This window comes from Roseibium sp. (genome assembly GCF_965233565.1).
GTDB lineage: Bacteria > Pseudomonadota > Alphaproteobacteria > Rhizobiales > Stappiaceae > Roseibium.
In genome coordinates this window covers 4,159,701-4,184,718 of record NZ_OZ247494.1, presented here as the reverse complement: position 1 = coordinate 4,184,718, position 25,018 = coordinate 4,159,701, and the positions used below count along the sequence as shown (strand labels likewise).

The following is a 25,018-nucleotide window of genomic DNA, read 5'->3' as shown; positions in this document are numbered from 1 at the left end:
TTGACGATCGTCAAGTTCCGGAAAATTGTTTGGAGCAAGGCATTTACTTACCCGGCTAACTATGTGCCCTGGGGGTCGTCAGGATCGGGAAAAACACCCAGCTGTAGAGCCCGAAGGCAAGCAGCCAGAGCCCACCGGACAACAGCATCACCGAATAATAGTCGAGGGCGAAGGTTCCGAATGTGCGCACCAGGGCCGCCGCAATGACGGCAAGATAGGCGATGGTGATGGCAGACGGCACTTTCAGAGCCCGGCCGCTGTGGCCGAGCGAGGCCCTTGTCATCATCGCCAACGTCATGCAGCCGATGGCACCAACAGCAACCAGGTGCAGCGCCGCAGTCTCCGACAGAAGCTCGAACACCAGACTGCCGCCATAGACCAGATACCCCAGCGCAAGCAGCAGAAAAGCAAGATGCAGGATCCAGAGGATCGGGTTCTGGCGCGTGTCGGCTCCCTTCCAGCCGGCGAGACGGCAGAAATTGACCGCCCCGGCCGCCAGGCACAACCAGCCGAGGACAGGCATTGGAACAAACGGAAGGCAGGCCAGCGTGGTCGCCAGAGCCAGGAGAATACCGGCGCGGTCCAGCCAGGGATGCGATTGCGGCAGCGTTCCGGCATGCCCTTCCTTGTTCAAGGCATTGCGCGTGAAGGCCGGTACGACGCGACCGCCGATGATGGTGATCATGGCGGCGCTTGCAAAGATGCCGAGGCGGACACCGGCCTCTGCATCGCCCCCCGGCCAGCCGAGCCAGTCCAGATGCATCAGCAGGTTGCCGATCAGAAGCGCACTGAGCAGGAACAGGAAGATCAGGTTGCGCAGCTGGGACTTTTGCGTCAGGCGTCCGAGAATTGCAGTGGACAGGACGGGAATGAAGGCCAGATCCACAACAGCAACCAGAAGCGGATCAAAAACGCCGGAAAACCAGATCATCAAGCGGCCCAGCAACCAGGTGAAGCCGCTGATGGCAACAAAGCGTCTGCCCGCTTCCTTCGTGCCCGTCCAGTTGGGAACCGCGGTGACGAAAAAACCGGCCATGACAGCAGCCGTGTAACCGAACATCATTTCATGGGCATGCCAGAGATGCGGTGCCATGCCGATCGCCAGGAACGGCAGGCCGTTACCGGCAGCCGCCATGCCCAGCCAGAATTCCCAGGCGAGCATTGCCAGAACCGCAAAAAGCCCCGCCGACAGAAAAAAGAACCGGAAACCAGCCGACAGGACGGTTTGAAGCCGGCCTGGTATGTCGGCGTTCTGCGGGGAAAGAGATGCGGCCATGAACCTGCCTCTATAAAGAAACCAGCAATCCCACCGGTCGCCGGTTTCAAGACCGGTTCGGTGAGCCCGCATGGTTTCAGCGTTGGCGGCAGAATGTCTTGACGATTGTCAATTCGCGAGGTGAAACCTGAAGATAGAAGTCAGGAATAATCGGGCACTTCGGACCCTGCCGCGACGGGCAGATTGACGGGTGGGAACAGGACAAACATGATTGCTGGTGGCTGGTTCAATTACATCGCCGCGTTCGCGGTATTCTTCCTGTCTCACATGGTGCTTGTCCGGCCGCCCGTTCGGCCCTGGCTGGTACACCACCTGACACAACACGGCTTCACGCTGGCCTATTCGGCCTTGTCGGTGGTAATTCTGTGGTGGCTGATCAAGGCCGCCAAAACCGCCCCATATGTGGCACTCTGGACCTATGCTCCCTGGCAGAACTGGGTTCCGATCCTGCTCATGCTGCCTGTTTGCCTGATCCTGTCCTTCGGGCTCGGCCGGCCCAACCCGCTCTCCTTCGGCGGCTGGCAAAACGACCGCTTCGATCCGCACAAACCCGGGCTTGTCAAATGGATGAGGCATCCAATCCTGGCCGCTCTGTTTCTGTGGTCCGCGTCTCACCTGGTCCCCAATGGCGACCTGGCGCATGTCCTCTTGTTCGGCTCCTTTGCGCTGTTTTCCATTCTGGGAATGAAGCTGATCGACAGGCGGCGGCAGCGAGAACTGGGCGACAGATGGCAGGGCATCGTTGCAACGATCAGAAGCGCGCCCGGACTGGCCCCCGCTCAGATCCCTGCGTTTCTGGCCCGCTTCATTGCCGGGCTCGGTCTCTACGCCGTCCTGGCAGCGCTGCACCCCTGGTTTGCAGGTGTGGATCCGCTGGCCGCGCTGTAGAGGCTCAAGGACGTCATTCCTGTCCGGTAACCCGGCTGAGTTCGTTCAGGCGCCTTGCGCATCTGTCCGCCGTGTCCGCCAGGAACTTCAGGCTCTCGGCATGGTCCTGCATCTCGTCAGGTGACAGGGTGTTGCCACCGATCCGGGCAAGGTCCCCCAGAAAGGAGAGGCCGGAGAGCAGCTGCCCGTAATCTGCCTCTATTGCGCTCGCCAGGTCCTTGCGCAGCTTCAGGCGCTGCCAGACCTCAATGGCGACAATTGTCTGATCAAGCTGGTCCTTGCAGGCGCAGGGCATGTCCAGTCGTTCCAGTTCTCGGTGTATCTGCTCAATGAGATCAGGTGCGCCGTCTGACGCACGCACCTTTCCGGGTTGTTGGCCAGGTCTCAGGCCGGAAGGGCCACGTTCTTCCATCCTGCGTCTCCCATGAGATAGGCGTTGCACAAGGGGCCGGGCAATTCGAGTGCTTCCAGCCGCCCGGCCAGATCGCCTGCGTCCAGGTCCTGATCCAGAAAACCCCGGAACAGCCTGCTGACCGCGACCATGTCCGTTGTATGCGGCGACAGGCGCAAACGGCGTATGCCCATCACCTCGAGCTGACCGGCCGTGACGCCCGAATAGTGCACCGCATCCGACAGCGTCTGGATGCCGTTTGCTGCCAGAAACCGGCGCCCGTCCAACGTGGCGACATCCATGCCGTCCGGGTCCTGCTCGCAGACGAACTGGCAGGAATCCTTGCGCAAGCCATGCGCTCTTGCGTGGTAACACCTTGACGACAATGCAAGCGGCAGCCGGCCGAACGCAAACAGCTCGACCTCGACCTCCGGCACCAGAGCCGCAATGGTCTGGATGGAGGCCAGGGGCAATTCCACCGGCGGGCACCAGGCTGTCGCACCCCGGTTCGCGAGCAAGGCAAGAGACGTCTCGTTATAGACATTGAGAAACGGGCCCGCCGTGAAGGCTTTGCCGGAGCGCGCCGCCACCATGGACATGTCGTTGATTTCGACAGGCATGTCATAGCCGGCCTGCTGGGTCAGTATGCTCCGCTCCCGGTTGTTGACCGGCTGCGCCAGGCAGGACAAAACGACCTGCTTGCCGCTTGCGACCAGGGTTTCGATAATTTCGGGCCAGGCAGCATCGGTAAACGGCATGCGCTTGCCGCAGACGACTTCACCGAGATAAACCCGGTCAATCGGGGCTTCTTCGGCAATATGACGGTAAAACGCCGTCAGTTGTTCCGCAGGCCAGTTGTAGAAGCAGGGGCCAAGCGCGAGTTCGATCGGTGAGATATTCGCCATGACCTACCGCCAGGTTTTCTTGTAGGAGCCGGCCGTCTGTTGACCGCCTTCGGAAAAGGCCTTCAGCGCGGCGATGGCCGCCGTCGGATCTGCCCTGCCTGAAAGACTGTCAACGGCCTGCCGGAACGCCTTGACGACGCCGGAGATGTAGGCTTTGCCGCGCTGACGCCCCTCGATCTTGAGGGCGGTGACACCGGCCCTGGAGAGGTCGCTGAGAAGCTCGAACGCGTTCAGGCTCACCGGATCTTCGAACAGGTAGCCGGATTTGCCCATGGCCGAGAATTGCCCCTTGCAAAGGGTCGGGTAACCGGCAGCCTGACCGGGCTCGAACTGGTCGATGGTAAAACCGCCCAGTCGCGCCTGCAGGCGGCCAGCCGGATCCTCGCTGTAATCGACATGATCGGGCGGCGAGCAGACCCCCGTCAGGTTGGGTGACTTGCCGGTCGCGTAGGACGAGAGCGCGCAGCGCCCTTCCGTCATCACACAAAGACCGCCAAAGACAAAGACTTCCGTCTCAACGTCGATCTCCTTGTTCAGGGCCGCGATTTCCGGCACGGACAACACACGCGGCAGAACCACACGCCTGACGCCGAAGGTCTCTGCATAAAAGCGGATGGCTTCCGGCGTGTTCGCCGCCGCCTGAACGGACAGGTGAAGGCGAAGATCCGGGTGGTTTGCAGCGGCGTGATCCAGCACGGCGAGATCGGCTGCGATCACGGCATCGGCGCCGCACCTTGCCGCGTCATCCACCGCATCTTGCCAGAGAGCGGTCTGCCCAGCCCGCGCAAACGTATTGATGGCCACCAGAACCTTTGCACCGCGCTGCTGGGCATAGGCGATCCCGGTGGCCAGTTCGTCTGGCGAGAAGTTCAGGCCGGGGAAATTGCGGGCGTTGGTTTCATTGGCAAAGCCGCAATAGATGGCATCCGCACCGGCATCGGCCGCCGCGCGCAGGGCCGCCGGCGTGCCGGCAGGGCAGACAAGTTCCATGGAGCCTGACGCGGTCAATGCCGACCTCCGCTCACCATGGCCCTTTCATGCGACCTGGCGGCGACTTGTCTTGCCCTGCTCAGCATATGTCCGCCCGCCTCGTTGACCCATCGCGCCGGTGTCCCGGTAAAGCCGACAAATTCGGCAGGTGTCAATTCGGCGTCTTCAAGCGTGTTGCGCAGAGCCAGCACATATTCGGTTTTTCCCTCAACGCGCAGATCCCGGGAAAAGAACAGGGCATCGCCATCATAAGTGCCATCGAGCACCCCCAGCAGATCAAGCAGCGGCGCGCGGACAACAGCGTCTGCTTGCGGCAAACAGGCCTTGTCGCAGAGCTTCACGCTCGGCCGGTCCGGGTTCAGCGAAATCACGAAAGCATGGGGCAAATCATCCGGCACCACCGCTATCGGAACATTGACCACGGCACCAAGCCTGCGCAACAGGTCGGGCCGCCGGGCGACGAGACGCCTGATCAACTCGGACAATAGCAGCTCGATCGGCAGGCGCGGCAAGGGCGCTACGAGGTCGGACACGATTGGGGGCAGGTTGTGGGCGGACATGGGCTTTGGCATCTCGGTCTCACTTTCGATGCCAGACCGTATGGCCATCCCGAAGCATTCGGACTTGATCAATGTCAAGAACCGAATAGCGGGGTCAGCAGTCGACAGGTGTTCAGGTCATCTGCCGGCGGCCTTGTGCCCGATCGATACATCGCTCACGCCAATTGGACAAACCATTGGCTTCAATGTTCTCTCGTCAAAAATCATTGGAATTGCTCTATCCGGCCCGGGGACCCAGCTTACCAGGCATTGAATTCAAGCGCACAGCAGGCCCCACTTGCCAGCTCTGCGCGCCGGAAAATTTGGCAACGTCAATCTCACGCTACAAATTGACGCGCAACAATCGATCTCCTGCCTGGACGCAGCCTATTCGCAATCCCGACCTGTAGTAAGTCAACGCAACGGCAGCGCAGCATTGATTAAGAGTAGCGGATCTTGATTCTATGCGCGCTATGGGAGAGTATTATATAAGATTTGATGTATTTTTTTTATTTTCAGCTTAAGGCGGTGTGGGGTGCGCAGCTTTTTTGGGCAGATTTTTCGGCTTGTTGTTCCGATGCTTGTCGCTTCGGTACTATCGACAATTGTTGCGGCTGACAGTTTTGCCGGTGAGATTACCTGGACAATTGAAGTTGAGCCCTATGGGTCCGACAATGTGCTGATAGTTGGGCCGGCAAAGGATATCGTCACGACCAGCAACGACCCGCAAAGAGATATTGAGCGACTGAAAGAAATCACAGATAATGCGATTGAGGCCGAGTATGAGTACTTCGGATACCGAAGTACTCTGGAGTCGAGTTTTAGAAAAATATTCAACTCGAAAGTCGAATTATTTCCAAAGACGCCAATTCTTCTTAGCCCCCACCTTGAGCTGCGCTTAACCTATGAAGAGCCGAAGATTAAGTCGATCATTCTTAACCTGATCACGCTCGACGCGGACAATTCTGGTTCTCACAACGATTTCAAGGGAAAAACATCCCTAGCAAGTGTGATCGCCCAAAAGCGCTATGACCTGGCTCCTGGCCCGCTCGGACCCGACATTCAGAAATGGGGTGAACGCCTGTCTTACCAGACGCTTTACGCCACAAGCGATCTACAGCGCATGCGCGCGGCGCTGCCGGGCAGTACATCCGAAGAAGCGGCGCAGGAATTGCAACGCCAATTGGATATGTTTGCAACCATGGTCCTGTTGCAGTTTTCGGAAAACGACGTTGTTCCCGGCGCTGATTATGAGGCCGAAAGCATTGAGCAAGCCGTCAGCCAAAGCGTGGATACTCTTGGGCCAATCGTGCACAAAATTATCCCTTCCCTGAGTGGCGACAATTTGTTGAAGGTGCGCGTTGTACTTAAACAACTGCCTGACGACGTGCTGATCAAAGTTGCAGGTAATCAACGCGTGGAAAACCGGCTCAACAGGCATTACCGGCCGGACGGGTCGGGCGATCCACACAAATTTGTCTCCAGCCGTTCCAGATACTCAGATCAGCGTGCGAGGGATGCGGATGTGGCCTATTTAAGCCGTCATCCCGATGTCGCTGTGATCCGCCACCGCCTTGAGGACAAAACGCTCGTTTTCGAAGTGACACCGCGCGCGACCGAGCAACGCCAATTGAGCGTGGCAGGTGGAGTTGAGGTCACCCCGGAAAAAGGAGCAACAGCGACAGCTTCCATTGAACTCGCGGCCATTCCGGGAATGCCGGAAACAGTCGATACGTTCAAATTCACCGTCAAGGGCGGCAACCAGTCGCTCACCGGAGAGGGTGAAATCGTTTTGGAGCCGTTCGCCCCGAGACCCGGGGGCGGCCGCGGGACAAGATGGCAAGTGTTTCTGCGCGCCGACACCGATGAAGTGAAGGATGTCTATGCGGGCAACATCGAGCGCGGCGCGTTTACAGAACGAAGTGCCACGGTCGAAACCGGTGCGCGCTTTCTGCATGACACATTGAGCCATCATCAGCGTTTCAAGGCCGAAAACCCGTTTGAACGGATCGACAGAACCTGGCGGTTGCTGTCGAACATCGATATGGGGCTTCGGTTTCGCAATGTGGAAAATTCAGGACGAGCCAATAGTGTTGCGCTGCTCGATGAAGGTTTTACCGCCGGTCCCTATGTCAAGGGCGACGTGCTTTGGACCCGATTTGCTCCCCTCTCGCTTACCGGAAGGGGGCTGACCCACCTTGATTGGGAAAACCACTTTGACCTGTCGACAGGGTTTCAGGCGCTGGGTGCGGAGGAGGATTACTTGCGGGCCGTCGTGGCGTCGGGCCCGCGCTTGGCCCTTACCTTCGGAGCTGGCATTCCCGGATATGTGCGGACGCGTGCCACGGCTGGCTGGGTCAGCGGTGGCGCACCGACTTACGCACTTTTGGCAGCGGGAGATCCACTCTTCGTGCGCGGCCTGGCGCGCGACGAGTTCATCGGTCACAGCTATGTCGGTCTTCAAACCGAACTGGGCGTAAATCTTTTTAATCTCTGGGCACGCCTGGTACCGGCTGCAAACAACGACAACGCCAAACCTGGCACGAACAAAAATGAGAAACCCGACACCGCATTGACCAAGGCCTTTCAGCAGCTCAATGGCGCGGTATTCGCGGATTTTGGATGGTTGTCGGACCGCATTCAGGACGGCGTCGGCGTCGACGATACCAAAGCACTACAAGGGTTCGGGCTGCTGTTGTCCATCCGGCAACAGGACCGGAACCTGGGTCTGTCGGATTTCGTCATTGGCTACGGCTATTCCCCGCAGTCTGAACGTCGGGACTCCGGCACCGTATTCGCCCGCGCAAATTTCATCTTCTAGGGTCCGGCATCTTTGTGACGGACTTTCACGCTTAACCCGAGATTGGATTGGAAACCGTCAAATGCTTGAATTTGTTCATGACGACGTCACTTATAAACTGCTTGCGGACGGGAGCCTTTCAGGCACTTCAGCGGCAGGAAACCTCACGGGCACCTGGTCGGCAAGCTCGACCAGTCAATCCAATGAGTTAACGCTTTCCCCGAACGGGATGGCGACAGTTACCGTCCCCGTGAATTATGATTTCTTTTCCGGATTGCACAACGGAAGAACCTACCGCAACGCATTGCGCATCGAAGTTGCGTCTGCAGGCGGCAATGTTTTTGCCCTACTCGGCGGCAAAATTGTCATCGACAACGCACAGGACATCGAATTTCACCTCCCGGAAGATGGCGCCAAGTTCATTCTTTATGGTTCGCTTGCATTTGAAGAGGGATACAAAAAACTTACAATTAATCTGAATGGCGGCGGGAAAGCCGTTATGAAGGTCATCATCCAGTTGAGTGGAAACTCCGACAATGCGCCGGGTGAAAGAGATATTCTAAAAGCAGATGTGTTGACGGTCTGGCCGAACCTCGTCACCGGTGCTACGGATAGCCTTGACGGGATAATTGAACTCTCTGGCAAATTCGAACCTCAAAACGGTGAAATCGTATTTCTCGGGTCAATCGACGGAACGCAGACCTTCGACGTGACGATTGCAGCCAAGAGTTTCAAGGTTTTTCAAGGTGGCTTGCGGCTTTATTCCGAAGAAGGTCAGACCGGTTTTGAGTTGGACTTGCGCAGCCAGTTCAACTTCAACGGCAGGGACGGTACATTTGGGGTCGCACTCGGTTACTCCGCGACAGAGGGCCTGGAAGCTGAAGTTCAGTTTGCCTTCGGGGATCTGGAGACGGACGAAGAGGGCAGAACCGGCCTTAAAGCAACAAGTACATTCAATCTTATCGGCCAGAACGACGGCAATCTGGACGTCGAATTCGACCTGGAAGGCCGGTTCGAGGTGGGAGAACACAGCCGGCTGGTAACCTTCAAGCTGGATGCGGACTATTCTAACAACGCTCTTTCCCTCGATTTCTCCGGTACAGTCGAGGTCGATGCAAACAAACAGCTGACCTATAAAATAAATTACGACGATGGAGACGTTCAGGTCGGGCTGAAGTTCGAGGACACAGAACGCGACTTCTGGATTGCAATTCTCGCGGGCAGCAGCGGATTCAGTTTGAATTTTTTCGTCACCTTCACCTTCCCGTCTGCGGGCGAACCGCTCACAGCCAGTGAAGCACAGGAGCTTACAGCCAGCGATGGGGCGCCGGCAGGTCTGATCTCATAGGCATCAATAGGGCGGGAATCAGGTCATCCAGATCTTTGCCGATCGGTATTGTCTAAATCGAAACAGCGGGACAGGACCGGGAGGCCGCCGGCCGATGTAAGATTGTAGCGTCAGCAGGTTTATTGCGCTTCCCGCGGCGAAGCCGTATTAACTTGACCGTCGTCAAGGCGCCAGTGCCTGCCTTGGGAAAGGTAAGACCGGTCCTGGCCAGGCTGGCCAAGGCTGTCTTTCTGAAACCAGCTCCCAAGCGTCATGACCGGCCGTGATCTTCCTCCCTTTCAAGACTTGAAGGATTTCCTTGCCTTTTTAAGGAGTTCCGGTGAACTGCAGCAGCTGGTTGAACCGGTCGATGTGCATCTCGAGGCGACCGCCCTGCACCGGAAAGTCATCGCGCGCGGCGGCCCTGCTCTTCGGATCGCCGCGCCTTGCCGCGGCGGCGAGGCAAAGTTTGCATTCCCGCTGCTGCTGAACCTCTTCGGCACCCGCAAACGGGTTGCCGCCGGTCTGGGCTTGGCGCCTGAGTCGCTGCCGGAGCTGGGCCAGTTTCTTACCGCCCTGCGCTCTCCCCAGCCGCCGGGATCGTTTCGCGACGTGCTCAAGCTTGGACCGGTGGCAAAGGCCGGACTGAATGCGCGGCCCAAGCGTCAAAACTCCAACAAGGCGCTGATCGACAAAGAACCGGACCTGACGCAACTGCCTGTCCAGACCTGCTGGCCGGGGGACGCAGGACCACTGATCACCTGGGCCGTCGTCCTCACGCGCCCCCCCGGCGCCGATGACCCGCGCTCCTACAATCTCGGCGTCTACCGGATGCAGGTGCTCGGAGCGGACCAGGCCATTTTGCGATGGCTGCCCTTTCGCGGCGGAGCCGAGCATTACCGGCAATGGCAGAAGGAAGGCAAGGCAATGCCTGTCGCCGTCATGATCGGCTGCGATCCGGCGACGCTCCTGTCGGCGGTTCTGCCGGCCCCCGGTCATGTCAGCGAACTCGCGCTCGCCGGGATATTCAACAAGAGCCCCAGCCGGCTGTCGCCCTGCAAGTCTGTCGACATGCATGTGCCGCTCAGCGCGGAAATCGTTCTGGAAGGGACTGTTGCACCAGGGGAAACCGCAATCGAAGGACCGTTCGGCGACCACACCGGCTATTACAATGACGCAGCTCCCTATCCGCTCTTCCGGCTGAGTGCCCTTCGCTGTCGCAAGGATGCGGTTTATCTATCCACCTTCACCGGCCGCGCTCCGGATGAACCCGCGGTGATCGGCGAAGCGATGACCGATGTCTTTCGCCCGGTCCTGCAACAGGCGGTACCGGAAATCGTCGATGTCCATCTGCCGCCGGCAACCTGTTCCTACCGCTTTGCAATCCTGAAGATCGACAAGAGCTATCCGGGGCAGGCACGCCGGGCAATGCTGGCCTTCTGGTCGCTGCTGCCGCAATTCTCCATGACCAAATATGTCATCGCCGTCGACAGGGACATCGATATCGGCAGCTGGGACGACGTGATGTGGGCGGTGGCGACACGGTCGGATCCGGAACGGGATCTGGTTGTCCTTGAAGGCACCCCCGTCGATCAACTTGATTTTGCAAGCCCGAGGGTCGGCCTCGGCGGCAAACTCGGCATTGACGCTACCCTCAAGATCGGTGCCGAGACACAGCGTGCCTTTGCAGACAGGCTGACCATGCCGCAAGATGTGGAAACACGTGCCGAAACGCTGTTTGCCGCGTTGGAAAGGCAGGACTCATGACCCGGGCCGAACGCGTAATTGTCGGCATTTCCGGAGCATCCGGCGCCTGCCTTGCGCTTGAAATCTTGCGGATGCTGAAGGCGCTCGAAATCGAGCGTCATGTTGTCGTGACCGCGGCCGCCGAGACCACCATCCGGCACGAACTCGGGCCGGACGCCCGCACGGAGATCCACTCCCTGGCCAGTCACGCGCATGCGGTGGAGGACCTCGCCGCCCCGATCGCGAGTGGTTCCTTTCCAGTCGATGCCATGCTTGTGGCGCCCTGCTCGATGCGCAGCCTCGCCTCGATTGCCTATGGAACAGGCGAAGGTCTGCTCGTGCGCGCGGCCGACGTTGCCCTCAAGGAAAGGCAGCGCCTCGTCCTGCTTGCCCGCGAGGCTCCACTACATGAGGGGCACCTGGAAGCGATGCTCAAGGTGACGCGCATGGGGGCGATTATCCTGCCGCCAGTGCCGCCCTTTTACGCGGGATTGGCGTCGATTGAAGACATGCGCAAGCAGATCGCGGCGCGGGCGCTGGCAACAGCAGGCGTCGACCCAGGTCCGTTTCTGTCCCGGTGGCAGGGGCTTGCCGACCGACCTTGCGTACCAAATTCAGGTTCCTCGGAGTGAGTGACTTTGTCCAGGCGCCAGAAGCCGACATCAATCCAACGAAGATGTCCGACGGCACGATACCGATCTTCACGCCATGAAGGCCGTCAACGAATTCAGCAGACTGAACCGAAACCAACGATCGACCAACTTGAGATATCAGCTTCACAATTTTTTCGCCAAGACGCCTTGGAGCTCCAACACTTTTTAGGTGGCGCGCAAGTTGGGCTATGTTATTTTTACACCTACACAGCCAACTTTCGTAAAAATTAGTAAAGCATTAAAAAAACATTAAAATTTATTGCTTTTCGACAGGAAACTTGAAAACAAACTTCTGTGTTCAATAGCACATACACTAGAACACATCATTTGATATCTTTATTATGTCATCGCGCCATTTAGTTGGAAGGTTTGGTTTGACCTGAGGGTTTTATTCACGCCCCACTTCTTTCGCCAAATGGCCTGGGTCGGACAAAGTCCGCGGAACGAGGAATTGACAGATGTGCATGCTTTGCCAAGCGACAGGACGGACAGAAGACTTTCCCGTTGTGGCAGGGTTTAGTTGCAACCAGGCTGTTGAAACGACGGCGAACACCGTCAACGCAGCGACGCCGGTGTTTTCGAATGATCAGATCGCTTACCAGCTTACCAACACGTTTTGGGGCGGCTCCGACCGGTCGTTCAATGTCGGCGTCGGCGGGACCATCTCCGTCAACATTTCGGCCCTGACGTCAGCAGGTCAGACACTTGCCCGGCAGGCACTCGAATTGTGGACCGACACCACGGGCCTTTCCTTCAGTTTCACTGCCGGCAGCGCCAACATAACCTTCGACGATTCAGACGCCTGGAGTGCCTGGAACTGGTCTTCGACGGGCGGCGGAACAATCTATTCCAGCAACACCAATGTCGGCACAAGCTGGATCGGCTATTACGGCACCGGCATCAATACCTACTCGCTGCAAACCTATGTGCACGAGATCGGCCACGCCTTGGGCCTCGGTCATGCAGGCAACTACAACGGCTCAGCGACTTACGGCACGGACAACCATTATGCCAACGATTCCTGGCAAGCCTCGGTGATGTCCTATTTCAGCCAGCCGGAAAACACCTACATCAACGCCAGTTACACATACGCCATCACTCCGATGGTCGCAGATATCATCGCGATCAGAAATCTTTATGGCACCACCGGCACGACCCGCACCGGCAACACCACCTATGGCGACAACGCCAATTCCGGCGACATCATGCAGACGATCAGCAGCATGAACAGCTATATCAGCTACACGGTCGTGGATGACGGCGGCACAGACACGCTGGATTACAGTTCTTCCAGCGCAAACCAGACGATCGACCTGCGCGAGGAAGCTATTTCCAACGTCAGGGGCTATACCGGCAATCTTGTGATTGCCCGGGGCTCAATTATCGAGAACGCTGTCAGCGGGAGTGGCAATGATACCCTGGTCGGGAATGATGCCGACAACTCGTTATCCGGCGGCAACGGCGACGATGTGCTCTATGGCCGGTCCGGCAACGACATACTGATCGGAGGCGCGGGCAGAGACAAGTTCTCCGGAGCCGCTGGAAATGACACGATCTACTTTTCAAACGAAGACTATCTGGTCGAAAACGGACGCACCATCGACGCAGGCGGCTCCGGCTACGATACGATCGTGGTCGCCGCAGGGTCGCAATTGCTCACCAGAGCACTTTCAAACTACGGCTTCGAACGATTTTTGGGTGCTGAGCAGAACGACAGCGTTTCAGGGAACCTGGATACGGTCAATTATTACCTCGATGGTGGAGCCGGCAATGACCGCCTCGCAGGCGCGGGTGGAGATGATACAATCCACGGCGGCTCGGGCAACGATGTCCTTGTTGGAAATGGCGGCAGCGACCGTTTCTACGGCGGAAGCGGAAACGATACAATTTACTTCGACAACAACGACATCCTTTCGGATGGTGGCTCACCGATCAATGCGGGTGGCTCGGGCACCGACACTATTCGCGTGGTAGCAGGATCCCAGCTTCTGACATCCAACCTTGCCCTGTATGGGTTCGAGATTTTTTTTGGCGCTGACCTCTATGACAGCGTCACAGGTGGTGACGATTCAATTCAATACTATTTGGACGGCGGAGGCGGCGGTGATCGTTTGGTCGGCGCAGGAAACGACGACACCCTGCTCGGGGGTGCGGGCAACGACACCTTGCAAGGCGGCAATGGACGAGATCTGTTCTATGGCGGGTCCGGAAATGACACTGTTTATTTCTCCAACAACGACTACCTGACGCTTGGCTCAACACCTGTGAATGCAGGCGGTTCAGGATATGACACCATCATCGTTGAATCAGGTTCCCAACTTCTGACAAAGGCACTTTCCAATTATGGCTTTGAACGCTTTCTGGGCGCTGAGCTGAGCGATCGTGTCGTCGGCAACCTTAATTCCGTGAACTACTATATGGATGGCGGTGCCGGAGACGACCGACTTGAAGGAGCCGGTGGCGACGACAATTTGCATGGCGGCAGCGGCAACGACGTTCTCAAGGGCAACGGAGGCGCCGACAGGTATTACGGCAGTGCCGGTGACGATACGATTTATTATTCGAATGAAGACTACCTGACGATCAACGGAGTTCCCATGAACTCCGGCGGATCTGGCACCGATACGATTATCGTTGAAGTTGGTTCTCAGCTGCTCACAAGAACCCTTTCCGCCTATGGGTTTGAACGCTTTTTTGGCGCAGACCGCTATGACAGCGTTACCGGAAACGACGATTCCGTAAACTATTATCTCGACGGCGGTGGAGCGGGCGACAAGCTCGTCGGCGCTGGCGGCAATGACACGATTATTGGTGGCAGCGGAAATGATGATCTGAGAGGCGGCGCTGGCAACGACAGCCTGACGGGCGGTGCCGGCAGTGATCGCTATTCGGCCGGTGCCGGCGACGATACCATCTATTTTGACAGCGACGACTATCTGACTGACGGCGGCACACCGATAGACGCTGGCGGCACCGGAATAGACACACTGATCGTCGAAACCGGCTCGCAACTCCTGACAAAAGCATTGTCGAATTTTGGACTTGAAAGATTTTACGGAGCTGACCTGTACGACAGCGTGACTGGCAACCTGGACACTGTCGACTATTACCTCGACGGTGGCGGCGCGGGCGACAGGTTATCCGGCGCAGGCGGTGATGATACGCTTGTTGGCGGAAGTGGAAGTGACATTCTGACAGGTGGCACCGGGAGCGACACGTTCATATTCAACGTGAGCAATGACGCGGACACCATCACGGACTTTGAAGATGGGATTGACCTGATCCAGATCGACTTGGGCTTGTCGTCCTTTTCCGATCTGATTGTAACAGACCAAGGTCTCGACACCTTGATAACCTACGCGACCAGTACAATTTTACTGGAAAATTTTGACCATACGCTCGTATCGGCAGGAGACTTCAACTTTATTTAGCCACGCAACGTGTCTTTAATTTTCGATTTTTGGTCGGAATCTCTGATCTTTTTGACTAGATGCCCTGAAACACCTTCAGCGCTGCGTTTGATACGTGCAACCTCTGCATCGTAACGATGACTGCGTGTGTGGTCACACGCACATCGGAGAAGTCGTTTCCCTGCGATTCCACCTGACTATGGCAGCGCAAAGACAAGTCCCTGCGCCTGGAGCAAGGCGCCTAGTAAAACGTGTAGAGAAAAGGGCTCTGCGAGGAACGAAATGACGGTTTGCTTCGACCCTTGTGTGCCCCATTGTTCGCGATGGTTGACCTCAACAACGCGGCTACTTCTTCTCGGCTTTGTTCACGCTCCAGCTTGCTGGTCACGTATTCAATGATGTGCTCGTGATCGGCATCAAATGCATGTCGGGTTTCCCGGGCACAAGCGCCTTTGGATGGTGCATAAGGTTTGATTTTTGAGATCCGCGCAACTTCTTGGGCAAGATCGCGGTCTTTGTCTCTGTTGACAAATGCGGAGTTGGCCATCTGGGTAAAGTCGTGATCCTTCTGGTCCCGCAATACAGGGACCTTCGCCGAATTCATGAGAATGCTCTTCCCAAAACTATTGGCCAAAATCTCATTGCCCTGGGCATTCGGATGGACAGCATCGCTGAAACAGCTCAGATCGGAACTGACGAGATTGAAGACTTCAATGAAGTCAATATACACAAGGTTCAGCTCATCTAGTGAAGCACAGCGGCGTCTGCAGGCTTTATAAGCGAACTCGATGCTGCGTTCACGCAGTTCCACCAACCGGCGGTTCTTGTAGGTTTTGACGATATCAATTTCTCGCTGAGGCGGTTTCTTCCTGAAGTTGTGAAACGGTTGCTGCGCCCAGATGAAAAAGCTGCCGTCGCTGGTAGCCAGTCGCGCAAATTGCTCTTTTTTGTTGATGTACGCACGAATGATGTCGATCGGGTGCGCCTTCTGGAAATCCGGCCGCGGATTGTGATCCAAAGTTCCGGCCAAACCCTGCAGGACTTTTGGGACATCCAGCCGATCAATCCGGAAGAGGTAGTCATGTTCAAGCAAAAACTCTTTCGGGATGCTCTCTCCCGCTTTCAAGTCATTCCAGCCATCCAGGAGAATTGTCACGTCTGGCCGGTCGTCCGGATTGGAAAGGTGCAGAAGATAGTCCGCGAGGGAGTCTGAAAGCAGCGCTCCCTCTTTTCCGTAGTTCCTGACCCGTGCCTTCAGCCTGACACCATGCTCTTCGAACACGGCATTGAGTTTTTCTTGCAACTGGTATGGTGAGGTATTGTGCGTCAGCTGCGGCGAACCAAAAACGCCTGAACCGCCAAACACAGCGATCTTCAGCTCAGGTATGTCTCGCGAGGCCGGTCTTTCCAACGACTTCCGGAAACTAGAGGGATCAATTGGGCCAAACTGCTGACTACCTATCGTGTATCCGTAGGGAGAGACCGTCGAAGACCTGCCGAGATGGTAAGAATTATCGCCAAAGAAACTGTCTCTCATATCGCGGCCAAACGGATCAAATGCAATCCTGTTCCCAAATCCGGAAACCTTCAAATCCCGGTCGATTACAAGACAATTCTCTTTGAAATCCTCTGCCCAATGCTCCGGCCATTCGGCCGTCGCAACAAAGAAGACGCTTCCCTCTGCTTCGATTTCCTCGACTATTGCCAAATTGAGCACTTGTCTCACTTCGTCCGAGTAGCGACCGATACAGTCTCTTGGCGCGGCAAATACGAGGGTGTTGTACTCCGAAAAAGCACAACAAATCTTTTCGATAATTAAAAACAGAGTGTCTTCTGCAATCGGGTTTCCGGGTAGAACAACGGTATAAGTATTCTTTTCGGACATAATTGAACCTTTTCTACTTCTTTGCCCGCAGTTCTTCGATCAATTTTGCTATTCTGTCTCGGCTCAAGTCCGCAAACGCGCCCTCGGGAGGAGCCGTGAAACCAGCACGCCTCCGGTTTACGCTTGCGCTTCGGCGCCTATCGGCGATTTTGTCAAGCGCACCATGCGAAGTATGAATGTCGCGGATCATTTGCGTGCAGACTTCCGAAACCAGTCCAGCGCCATGAGGCGTCAGGTTCTGGGGATCGTAAAAACAGTCCTCAAACCGCCACTGGCCGGTTTCAAAATAGTCGATCAAATCGACGCTCAATTCAGGTCCTGACTTGTCAACATGTCCCTTGCGGGCGACGTCCAGGGTGCGGCCAACGCTCTTCAGGTTAGCGTCTACCGCTTGGCCGTTCTTAAAGCATTCTGCCCCGAGGTTCCCGCTCCAAGGTTCGCGAACGGAAACAGCGTCAATACCGTGTCTACGGAGCGTCGACAAAAACTGACGAAGACGAACTGAGTAAGCTCGGGCCACTTCAGTAGGGTGCGGACGTGCCCGTGAGGCTTTGGCAGGGACATAGTCCAGGTTCCACTGAAGAAAAGCATTTCCCCATTCGAAATATTCATCGCGATGCAATATAGATTTTTCTTCCAATTCATACGTGCCGGAGTCTCGATAGAAGTGAATATCATCAAATCCGTGCATCAGAATGACGCAGTCAAATGCAGTCAAATCCTCAAACAGAAAAAGCCGTATCAAATTTTCCAGGATGCCAGAATTGGGGTATCCAAGGTTACGGACAGAATATTCCACGCTGTTGGACTTTGCCCAATCGGTGCTGTTTAGTCTCTTTTCGACTTGAGCGGAGACGGTTTCATCGTCAAACAGATAGGAACCGAAAAGGATTGAACCTCCCACAACGGCAACCGAAACAGACCTTGCTCCAGGAGCCTTTGTCGGATTTCGATTAGAGTCACGAAATCCGAGAGGCGTGGTTGCTCCAAATGCAGGCTGCGCCTCGCCGATATCATGAGGACGAAAATACGGGCCTTCAGTTTTTGTTCCGCTTGCAGCCCTGAACCAGTCTGCCGGGAAGTGCGATTTCAAAGGATAAAGTTGCCCTCCCTCTTCCAGCTGCCATTGTTTGTGCGGAAAGGCCGCTGTCCAATTGTGTGCCTGCGCCCTGTGCACAAGCCAGACAAATTCTGTCTCTGAATTCAAGTAAGCACTTCTGAGTTCTTCTGAAGTCAGGCAAATTATCTCGTCTTCAGAAAGACGCAAATCCCAGTATTTATGGTCTTCCGGGAAAGCGGACAACACGAAGTCTTTTCCGGAAAAATGTTCCTTTGCAAACAATACTTGACTGTCGACGCTGTCGCCTCGTTCTGAGTTTGGCAAGATGCCGACAATCATAAGCGATAATCCCTGTTTATGATGCAATTATCGATCACCAGAAAATCCAGATCGGAATAGATGAACGTTGCAATCGCATCCTTGGCAGTGTTCACGATCGGCTCATCCTTCAGGTTGAAGGACGTGTTCAAGAGCACTGGCACACCGGTCTGAGTGCCAAATTGCTGAATCAACTGCCAATAGACAGGATTTCGTTGTTCCGAAACGACTTGAATGCGCGCCGAGCCGTCAACATGCGTGACAGCCGCGATACGATCCACGGCTTCAGGGCGGACAGGATGCACGGCCAGCATATAAGTCTCGGTGTCGTGATCGAGAATCGGTCCTGGCAAGTCAAAGAAAGTGTTTGCAGCTTCAACAGTCACGGAAGGTGCAAAGGGGCGGAACGATTCGCGAAACTTGATGCGTGAATTGACGACATCGACCGTGTTTCTGGAACGAGGGTCAGCCAGAATGCTGCGGCGTCCGAGTGCACGGGGCCCCCACTCAAACCGCCCCTGGACCCAACCGCAAATCTCTCCGTTGGCGAGTCTCCGTGCGACTTCGCTCGTCAGCGTCGACTGGTCATCGAATTTTTGCCAATCAGCGATGCCATACCTTGAGATCGCGGACTCAAGTTCTTCCCGATCGATTGAAAGCCCCAGATAAGGCGTGGAAAATTTCGGGACGGGCAACTCGGTGTTCTTCGCATGGAAGTCGAGCGCTGCACCAAGAGCAGAGCCCGCGTCACCGGCGTTTGGTTGGACGAAGAGAGGCCAGGGGCGTTCGCGCTTTAGTCTGCCATTCGCGACCGAATTGAGAGCCACGCCGCCAGCCATGCAAAGCTTTTTCTTGCCAGTCAGCTGAATTGCACGATCCGCGACCGCCAAAATCACTTCTTCCGTGCATCTTTGCACACTGGCGGCGATGTCTGCATAAATCTCATCGCCGTCAAAATCTCTGTTTTCTCGATTGTCCTGCTCGAACAACTTCCAAATATCTTTTGACCAACGCGTGTTCTTGTTCGGACTGCGGGGAGGACCGAAGCGTTTGACCAGTTCGTTGGAATAGGCGGCAATCTTAGGAGTGAAGAAATTGAAATACTTCTGATCCAGAGTGAAGGTGCCGTCATCTTCGAAATGAAACCAGGAAAACATTTCCTCCCAATACTTGGGAATTCCATAACCGGAAAAACCCATTACTTTATATTCGCCGTCGTTCACCTTGAAGCCGAGAAAGGAGGTGAAAGCACTATAGAACAGCCCCAAAGAATGAGGAAAAGGCTGAGTCTTTAGCCTTGAAATGGTTCGGCCCTCGGCGGCACCTATGGCGCCGCAGTCGTATTCTCCCAACCCGTCGAGCGAAATGATTGTCGCCTCTTCGAACCCCGAGCAATAATAGGCACTCGCCAGGTGACTGTCATGGTGGTTTACTTGAAAGATACGGTTTTCAGGAATTCCGAGCGTTTCTGCGAGTCGCTCTTGAGGATAGAGTTTCCCGAGCGCAATCCACTCTGAAGACGCCATCTCAAGCCACTCTTTGTCCTCACGGTCTTCTCCCATTGCAGACCAGACAATTCTTGAAAATCGTTCAAGTGCGTTTTCATAGAAAACAACAGCATCAATTTGCTGGGCATCAAGTCCAGCAAGCTCAAAACAAGCATTGATGGCATTTACAGGCAACGAGGGGTCATTTTTCACTCGACTCAAGCGTTCTTCGTCGATCGCGGCAATGATCTCACCATCAACAATCAACGCTGCAGCAGAGTTGTGGTAGTCGAAGGATAGTCCCAGTATTTTCATGCATCAAAAACCTTGGCTTGCACGTTTCGTGCGAGTGCGAGAGTACACTTTCAACATCAAAATGTTTTGTCAGATCAGTTCGACCGAGATGTCATTTGTATATTTTTCTGGAACGTTGGTGGACGAGAAGATCCTTACATCGATACTAGTCCTTTCCTCAGCATTCTCCATGATCTGGCTTCTGTGCAGCACGTCGCCAGAAAAAATCATGCAGTCGCCCAACTGAAGTTTTGGAGCCCAAGCACTTTCGCCATATGTCTTCATGACCCAGTCATCACCAGGGCCACGAATTCTCCCCTTGGGACCGCGGTAGCCACTTTCATCATTATCGTCTTCAAGTACCACATCAAGCGGTACCGGAATGATTTCCAAACCCGGCCGATTATCCCCGACATCACACATTGGTATCCAGCAGGTCAGCACGCGGGGTGTAATCGTCGATGGGCTCCTGGCGTCCTGATGAAAAGGTAGCAAGAAGGATTCTTTGCCCTCCTTCTTCCGAATGGTTGTTCTGGAAATGTTGATTCTCGGTCCGCCCGACAGGAGATCAGAAATGATCTGAACGGCTTCCGGTCTGAAGTTTCCATTCACCCAGCCATCAAGCGCGAGGTCTACTTCGTGACCGTTGTGAGCCGACAAATCATGAAGGGAGAGTTGCTGTTTCTTGATCGAATTTTTTTCCGCCTCTGTTCTTTTCGAGGCTTCCTTTTGCGCATAGGAAGAAAGTATATCTTTTATTTTCTCGCGTGTATTGATGAGACGGCTACTATCCCTAAATGCATTTCTCAAAACAATCACATGATGTTTCTCAAAAGCTTCAGTTGCGCGCTCTACTTCCTTAAGTTCACTTGCGTTTAGATCTATCGTTTGGTGAAAAGAAGTACTTTTGTCAGACATCTAAACCGCCCTTTCGAATACACGCTTGACGCAAAGCCCGTTTTGCAGCCTCCCGTAAGGCCTAAATTGCTCAAATGCCTTAGACTAGATCGCACATATGTTCAAATGAGAATCGTCACTGTTGACCTGAGGCACGAGACCTCCTCCGGTCTGGTGTCGAGGCCGTCGCAATCAGGAAACGGACGGAACGAAGCGTGATGCTGTATAGAAGCACAGGGCACGGACTTAATCAGGAGCAGGAGAGCAGACAGAAGACGCCGAAGTTGCGGGCACGCGGCAACCGGGTAACCGTTTTCTGAGTAGCAACGCAAATCCGGCAAAGCGTGTGTGTCCGCTGCCCGCGAGCTAAAGCCTCTTGCAGACGATAACGAGACGCTCAAGGTCCTTGTCGGGCATGGCGGTGCTCAACAACGATATATTGGAGGTAGTCGCTCAAATCGGGAACGCCAATGCATAGGGCCTGCTGCGGCTCTCCTGTGCAGTGCGACGGCTTGAGCCTGCGCCGGGCGCGTACGGTCCTGGAAATCGATCCAACGCGTGTTCGGTATAGCAGTCTTTGGCAGGATGATGCCGATCTGCGTCAAACCGGAAGAAAGTTGCCGCTGGACGCCAGTGTTCCAGCTCAAGGCGCAATCACCCGATCTTAAACCATCAGGGCATCCGGGTGACCAGACGAAGTTGTTTCGCCTTCCCCCGACGAAAACTGTAAATCAACAAACAGGATGACCGAATTAGTTGGCCATCTGTTCTTTAATTCTTGAATCTACAATCTTCTCGAAAACATCATCGAAATTCTCAATAGAATCTCGACATGTTGGTGCATTCTCCTTCTTCCTCGTGGTCACAAAGTCGTCTGCCTGATCGCTTGATCCCAGACAGGTGGCCAGCTTCCGGACATACTCCGGATTGAGGCATTGGCCTGACCCGAGGTGATCAACATCCGAAAAGAGGTTTTCGTATTCAAAAGACGCAAATCTCGTCTCTGGCAGTTTCAGACCGGAGATCCGTCTCGTGTAAAGCTCTGTTTCGCGAATTCTGTTCAACACCCCTTTTTCGAAGTCCTGAACGTTTTCAACCTTCAACTTCCTGGCTGTCTGACCTTCCTTGCGCGTTTGGGCCAGAAGCAAGTCCGAAACATAACCTTTTACGGCATTGCTGCGAACCAGATGAATGATGAAGCAGTTGCTGCTTCCAATCATGTCAAACAGGCTGCCGCACTGACTGAACTGGTAATACTTGATGTCGAAACCGGCGCGATCGGCGGGATAGACTTCAGCCTCCCGGTCCATGAACTCCAGCATCAGGCGATGCCGGTTCGCGGCATAGAGGTTTTCAGGCTCCTCAAGCACCGACTGGTGCCAGAAATGGTAGAAATTCTTTGGGTTTGCTACAACTGGCCGAAAGACCTCGTGATTACCTTCAAAATAGTAGTCGCCCGAGTTTCTAAGCATATCCTTTAGAACAGTAGTTCCGGATCGTCGATGCGCGATCAGTACAACAACGTTCTTGGCAAAGACATGGGCCATTCAGATTTTGCCTCAATGTTACAAGCAGACCAAGCTGCATACGGTCGACAGATGAAAAGCCGATACCTTAATAGCCAAAACTTCTCTCGGAGTCTGGCCTGTTGAAGTCTGCATCATGGAGATCGCCAAGGACTTTGGTCAGATCCTCCGGCAGGGGACCTGCGCCGACATCCTGGATAAGTCCATCCAGGTGCTCCGGCCGCCCGATCCCGAAAATAACAGTGTCGATGGCGGGAGAGTGCAACAGGAAGCGCCGCGCTGCAGAAGGAACATCAATGCGGCAGGAAGGACTTCACGAATGGCATCGACCCTGGCCACCAGGGATTCAAGGCGGGTGCCCTTCAGCCAGCCCGACCTGTGATCATCAGGCGGGAAAACGCTTGCCGTGGACAGTTTCCCGGACAGTATTCCTGTCGCAAGTGGCGAACGTGCGAAAAACTTCCGGAACTTGGGCTGAGCCGACTTCGCCTCTTTCAGGTAAAGCAGGTTGGCGTCTTGCTGAAAAAAGTCAAACACGCCATCGGGCACTACTGAATAGTCATACCCCTTGGCGCCGCTGATGCCGATATTGGCCAGGATTCCGTCATTCTTGAGTTTGGAGAGCGTCTCAATAACAGGCCCGTAGTCGGCAATTTCCGCTCTCGGATTGTGAAGAAATACGCCTTCGATCCTGTCACGGCGCAGACGTTTCAGGGACTGCTCGATACTCTGCTCCAGAGCCGCCGGCGAAAAATCCTTGCCTTTGAACGGATGGTTTCCGCATTTTGTAATGATCTTGACCGAGGTGTCCCCGGCCAACACGGCGCCCAGGGCACTTTCCATGAAACCAAGCCCATAATTCGGCGCGGTATCAAAGGTTTTAAAACCGGCGTCGACCGCTTTTTGAATGCTTTCCTCGATGGAACGCAGCGAACGAACACCAAAGTCGCCACTGAGCGGCCATGTTCCAATGGCCACTTTGCTCGATACAGACATGTTTTTTCCCTTAAACCGCGGCTTGGGCCAAGCCTTGTTGCGCCTGTTGCTTGGCTTGCTCAGCGAAGTATTCTTCCTTCAGCTGGTCAAGGTTGGAGAGGCCTTCCCGTACAAGACGCGCGAACCTTGCCTTGTAGAAGCAGAGCGTTTCTGCATCGACAAGAGTGTCGCGGCTGACTGTGCGCAGTTGCCCGTCCACGTGGAACTCGTACTCGTCAAAGTACCCCAGTTCGTTGCCTTTTTGCTGCTGTGCCGTTCCCTGATACGGTGAATAAAACGCCACGGTCGTGTTGTCCGGCGCGATCAGGCGATTGAACTCGATTGTCGCCTGAATGGACTCCTCGTCCTGTTCCGGAAGTCCGATGATGTTGTAGGACGTTCGTTTAATGCCCGCTTCACCGAGCAGCTTGAACGCCCGAATGATTTTTTCCTGAGAGGCGAACCGTCTCAGCTTGTCTTCGCGAAAGTCCTGCGTTGCGAGCTCAACACCCATGCCAACACCGTCGACCTTCAACCGCTTTAGCAATTCGATGGAGCTATCCGTCACGCCTTCCGGGCGCGTTTCGATATACAGCATCACGTCGAGATCGGCCTTGTCCATCAGGTCGGCCAGACCGTTGAGCGTGTCTTTCTTGATCGTCAGGAAGTTGGTGTCCTGACAGCGAAGCAAACGGACGCCAAATTCTTCCCTTAAACGGCGCATTTCCTCAAGGATCCGTTCAGGAGATTTGCTGCGCAGATAATCCGGGGCGCGCCGGATCGCGCCGGACCGGGTGGTTTCGTTGAAACCGTAATATTCCTGAATGACCGTCTCTACGCAGTATTCACAAGCATAGATGCAGCCTCGCGACAGCTCGTAGTCAGCAGCGTTCAACACTTCTCCGTTGTACGCTCGAAAGAAGACCTGAGGCTCGAAGATCGAGTAGTCATAAGCAGGAATATCGTCGAGGTTCTGCAGAATTGGCTGAGGAGGTGTTGTCTTGACTTCAGCATCGTCGTTCTTGAAAGCCAGACCCCGAATGTGCTTGATCTCCGATTTCTGATCGACAGCATTTGCAATGTCCAGCAACCCAAATTCGGATTCGCCCCGGATCAGAACATCGATGTTGGGCATTCTCTTGAAGACGTCGTGAGGTGAAGCCGTCGCTTGCAAGCCGCCCGTCACCAAAAGAGCGCCAGTGTCCTGCAGTTTTTCAGCCAGCTCATATCCATACTGGATATTGACATATTCGCCTTCGCCATGGATATGCGAAGAAATTGCCGACCAGAACACAATATCTGGTTTGAATTCCCCTGCTTTCGCCTTCAGCTCTTCAAAAATCGGCTTGTCGTTATACTTGATATAATCTTTATAACCGGCAGGCTTGTACTGCCCATTCTCCGTGTTATAGCCAATCTCATCCACAGTCCACTGAGTGAAAAATGTCGCGTCGAACAATTCCACCTCGTGGCCCTGGCTGCGCAACAATGCTGCGTGGGCAGGAATCCAGATAGCAGTAATGCCGCGTCCCCATTTATTAGGGTTTATGAGCAGTACCTTAGCCAAAACTCGTCTCCAATTCTCAGATCAGGCGGCCGCGCCAACATTTCATCGTGTTTCGAGCCTGTATCATGCCCGTCGTTTGCTTGC

18 protein-coding genes are annotated in these 25,018 nt (G+C 55.1%); 6 read left to right on the top strand and 12 right to left on the bottom strand.

The window, feature by feature from the left end; genetic code table 11:
- Positions 1–55: 55 nt before the first annotated feature.
- Positions 56–1,276: an NnrS family protein gene (locus ACO6TG_RS19125; protein WP_422374651.1), complete on the bottom strand. Its 1,221-nt coding sequence runs from the start codon at positions 1,274–1,276 to the stop codon at positions 56–58.
- 207 nt (positions 1,277–1,483) lie between these two features.
- Between ACO6TG_RS19125 and ACO6TG_RS19120 the strand changes: the two genes are divergently transcribed.
- Positions 1,484–2,164 carry an NnrU family protein gene (locus ACO6TG_RS19120; protein ID WP_422374650.1) on the top strand — a complete coding sequence of 227 codons (681 nt, stop codon included), beginning with the start codon at positions 1,484–1,486 and terminating at the stop codon, positions 2,162–2,164.
- 13 nt (positions 2,165–2,177) lie between these two features.
- Here ACO6TG_RS19120 and ACO6TG_RS19115 read toward each other — a convergent pair whose 3' ends face one another.
- From ACO6TG_RS19115 to ubiT, 4 genes are read right to left on the bottom strand one after another with little or no spacing between them, the layout of a single operon-like run.
- Positions 2,178–2,576: a hypothetical protein gene (locus ACO6TG_RS19115; RefSeq protein ID WP_422374649.1), complete on the bottom strand. Its 399-nt coding sequence runs from the start codon at positions 2,574–2,576 to the stop codon at positions 2,178–2,180.
- Positions 2,549–3,460 (bottom strand): ubiquinone anaerobic biosynthesis protein UbiV, encoded by a 912-nt coding sequence (ubiV, locus tag ACO6TG_RS19110; RefSeq protein ID WP_422374648.1) that lies wholly within the window; start codon positions 3,458–3,460, stop codon positions 2,549–2,551. The genes ACO6TG_RS19115 and ubiV overlap by 28 nt, the downstream gene beginning before the upstream one ends.
- Before the next feature lie 3 nt (positions 3,461–3,463).
- A complete protein-coding gene (ubiU, locus tag ACO6TG_RS19105) occupies positions 3,464–4,450 on the bottom strand; it encodes a ubiquinone anaerobic biosynthesis protein UbiU (RefSeq protein ID WP_422378912.1) in 987 nt (328 codons plus the stop codon).
- Positions 4,451–4,464: 14 nt separating this feature from the next.
- Positions 4,465–5,022: a ubiquinone anaerobic biosynthesis accessory factor UbiT gene (gene ubiT, locus ACO6TG_RS19100; protein WP_422374647.1), complete on the bottom strand. Its 558-nt coding sequence runs from the start codon at positions 5,020–5,022 to the stop codon at positions 4,465–4,467.
- A 502-nt stretch (positions 5,023–5,524) separates the two neighbouring features.
- On the opposite strand from ubiT, the gene ACO6TG_RS19095 reads away from it, so the two are divergent.
- The 5 genes from ACO6TG_RS19095 to ACO6TG_RS19075 all read left to right on the top strand — a co-directional run bounded on the left by ACO6TG_RS19095 (position 5,525) and on the right by ACO6TG_RS19075 (position 14,946).
- Positions 5,525–7,810, top strand: a complete 2,286-nt coding sequence (locus tag ACO6TG_RS19095) for a hypothetical protein (RefSeq protein WP_422374646.1) — start codon at positions 5,525–5,527, stop codon at positions 7,808–7,810.
- 61 nt (positions 7,811–7,871) lie between these two features.
- The gene (locus tag ACO6TG_RS19090; protein WP_422374645.1) at positions 7,872–9,137 is read left to right on the top strand and encodes a hypothetical protein; all 1,266 of its coding nucleotides are present in this window, start codon (positions 7,872–7,874) and stop codon (positions 9,135–9,137) included.
- 252 nt (positions 9,138–9,389) lie between these two features.
- Positions 9,390–10,883, top strand: coding sequence for a UbiD family decarboxylase (locus ACO6TG_RS19085; RefSeq protein WP_422374644.1), 1,494 nt, complete (start codon positions 9,390–9,392; stop codon positions 10,881–10,883).
- Entirely contained in the window at positions 10,880–11,494 is a 615-nt protein-coding gene (locus ACO6TG_RS19080) for a UbiX family flavin prenyltransferase (RefSeq protein WP_422374643.1), read from the top strand. Before ACO6TG_RS19085 ends, ACO6TG_RS19080 begins: the two co-directional genes overlap by 4 nt.
- A 479-nt stretch (positions 11,495–11,973) precedes the next feature.
- A complete protein-coding gene (locus tag ACO6TG_RS19075) occupies positions 11,974–14,946 on the top strand; it encodes a M10 family metallopeptidase C-terminal domain-containing protein (RefSeq protein ID WP_422374642.1) in 2,973 nt (990 codons plus the stop codon).
- Between the two features lie 220 nt (positions 14,947–15,166).
- Here ACO6TG_RS19075 and ACO6TG_RS19070 read toward each other — a convergent pair whose 3' ends face one another.
- The 7 genes from ACO6TG_RS19070 to ACO6TG_RS19040 form a co-directional block, all read right to left on the bottom strand.
- Entirely contained in the window at positions 15,167–16,810 is a 1,644-nt protein-coding gene (locus tag ACO6TG_RS19070) for an SGNH/GDSL hydrolase family protein (protein WP_422374641.1), read from the bottom strand.
- A 13-nt stretch (positions 16,811–16,823) separates the two neighbouring features.
- Positions 16,824–18,209, bottom strand: coding sequence for a hypothetical protein (locus ACO6TG_RS19065; RefSeq protein WP_422374640.1), 1,386 nt, complete (start codon positions 18,207–18,209; stop codon positions 16,824–16,826).
- Positions 18,206–19,990 carry a carbamoyltransferase gene (locus tag ACO6TG_RS19060; protein WP_422374639.1) on the bottom strand — a complete coding sequence of 595 codons (1,785 nt, stop codon included), beginning with the start codon at positions 19,988–19,990 and terminating at the stop codon, positions 18,206–18,208. The genes ACO6TG_RS19065 and ACO6TG_RS19060 overlap by 4 nt, the downstream gene beginning before the upstream one ends.
- 69 nt (positions 19,991–20,059) lie before the next feature.
- Complete coding sequence (locus ACO6TG_RS19055; protein ID WP_422374638.1) at positions 20,060–20,887, bottom strand: phytanoyl-CoA dioxygenase family protein; 828 nt, start codon at positions 20,885–20,887, stop codon at positions 20,060–20,062.
- A 731-nt stretch (positions 20,888–21,618) separates the two neighbouring features.
- Positions 21,619–22,413 carry a hypothetical protein gene (locus tag ACO6TG_RS19050; RefSeq protein WP_422374637.1) on the bottom strand — a complete coding sequence of 265 codons (795 nt, stop codon included), beginning with the start codon at positions 22,411–22,413 and terminating at the stop codon, positions 21,619–21,621.
- A gap of 138 nt (positions 22,414–22,551) precedes the next feature.
- Complete coding sequence (locus tag ACO6TG_RS19045; RefSeq protein ID WP_422374636.1) at positions 22,552–23,388, bottom strand: aldo/keto reductase; 837 nt, start codon at positions 23,386–23,388, stop codon at positions 22,552–22,554.
- Between the two features lie 10 nt (positions 23,389–23,398).
- Complete coding sequence (locus tag ACO6TG_RS19040; protein WP_422374635.1) at positions 23,399–24,934, bottom strand: B12-binding domain-containing radical SAM protein; 1,536 nt, start codon at positions 24,932–24,934, stop codon at positions 23,399–23,401.
- Positions 24,935–25,018: the final 84 nt, after the last annotated feature.

What these genes read in the sequence shown, in the direction of transcription:
- ACO6TG_RS19125 (WP_422374651.1), bottom strand. Translation starts at nt 1,276, where the DNA reads ATGGCCGCATCTCTTTCCCCGCAGAACGCCGACATACCAGGCCGGCTT.
- ACO6TG_RS19120 (WP_422374650.1), top strand. Translation starts at nt 1,484, where the DNA reads ATGATTGCTGGTGGCTGGTTCAATTACATCGCCGCGTTCGCGGTATTC.
- ACO6TG_RS19115 (WP_422374649.1), bottom strand. Translation starts at nt 2,576, where the DNA reads ATGGAAGAACGTGGCCCTTCCGGCCTGAGACCTGGCCAACAACCCGGA.
- ubiV (WP_422374648.1), bottom strand. Translation starts at nt 3,460, where the DNA reads ATGGCGAATATCTCACCGATCGAACTCGCGCTTGGCCCCTGCTTCTAC.
- ubiU (WP_422378912.1), bottom strand. Translation starts at nt 4,450, where the DNA reads ATGGAACTTGTCTGCCCTGCCGGCACGCCGGCGGCCCTGCGCGCGGCG.
- ubiT (WP_422374647.1), bottom strand. Translation starts at nt 5,022, where the DNA reads ATGCCAAAGCCCATGTCCGCCCACAACCTGCCCCCAATCGTGTCCGAC.
- ACO6TG_RS19090 (WP_422374645.1), top strand. Translation starts at nt 7,872, where the DNA reads ATGCTTGAATTTGTTCATGACGACGTCACTTATAAACTGCTTGCGGAC.
- ACO6TG_RS19085 (WP_422374644.1), top strand. Translation starts at nt 9,390, where the DNA reads ATGACCGGCCGTGATCTTCCTCCCTTTCAAGACTTGAAGGATTTCCTT.
- ACO6TG_RS19080 (WP_422374643.1), top strand. Translation starts at nt 10,880, where the DNA reads ATGACCCGGGCCGAACGCGTAATTGTCGGCATTTCCGGAGCATCCGGC.
- ACO6TG_RS19075 (WP_422374642.1), top strand. Translation starts at nt 11,974, where the DNA reads ATGTGCATGCTTTGCCAAGCGACAGGACGGACAGAAGACTTTCCCGTT.
- ACO6TG_RS19070 (WP_422374641.1), bottom strand. Translation starts at nt 16,810, where the DNA reads ATGTCCGAAAAGAATACTTATACCGTTGTTCTACCCGGAAACCCGATT.
- ACO6TG_RS19065 (WP_422374640.1), bottom strand. Translation starts at nt 18,209, where the DNA reads ATGATTGTCGGCATCTTGCCAAACTCAGAACGAGGCGACAGCGTCGAC.
- ACO6TG_RS19060 (WP_422374639.1), bottom strand. Translation starts at nt 19,990, where the DNA reads ATGAAAATACTGGGACTATCCTTCGACTACCACAACTCTGCTGCAGCG.
- ACO6TG_RS19055 (WP_422374638.1), bottom strand. Translation starts at nt 20,887, where the DNA reads ATGTCTGACAAAAGTACTTCTTTTCACCAAACGATAGATCTAAACGCA.
- ACO6TG_RS19050 (WP_422374637.1), bottom strand. Translation starts at nt 22,413, where the DNA reads ATGGCCCATGTCTTTGCCAAGAACGTTGTTGTACTGATCGCGCATCGA.
- ACO6TG_RS19045 (WP_422374636.1), bottom strand. Translation starts at nt 23,388, where the DNA reads ATGTCTGTATCGAGCAAAGTGGCCATTGGAACATGGCCGCTCAGTGGC.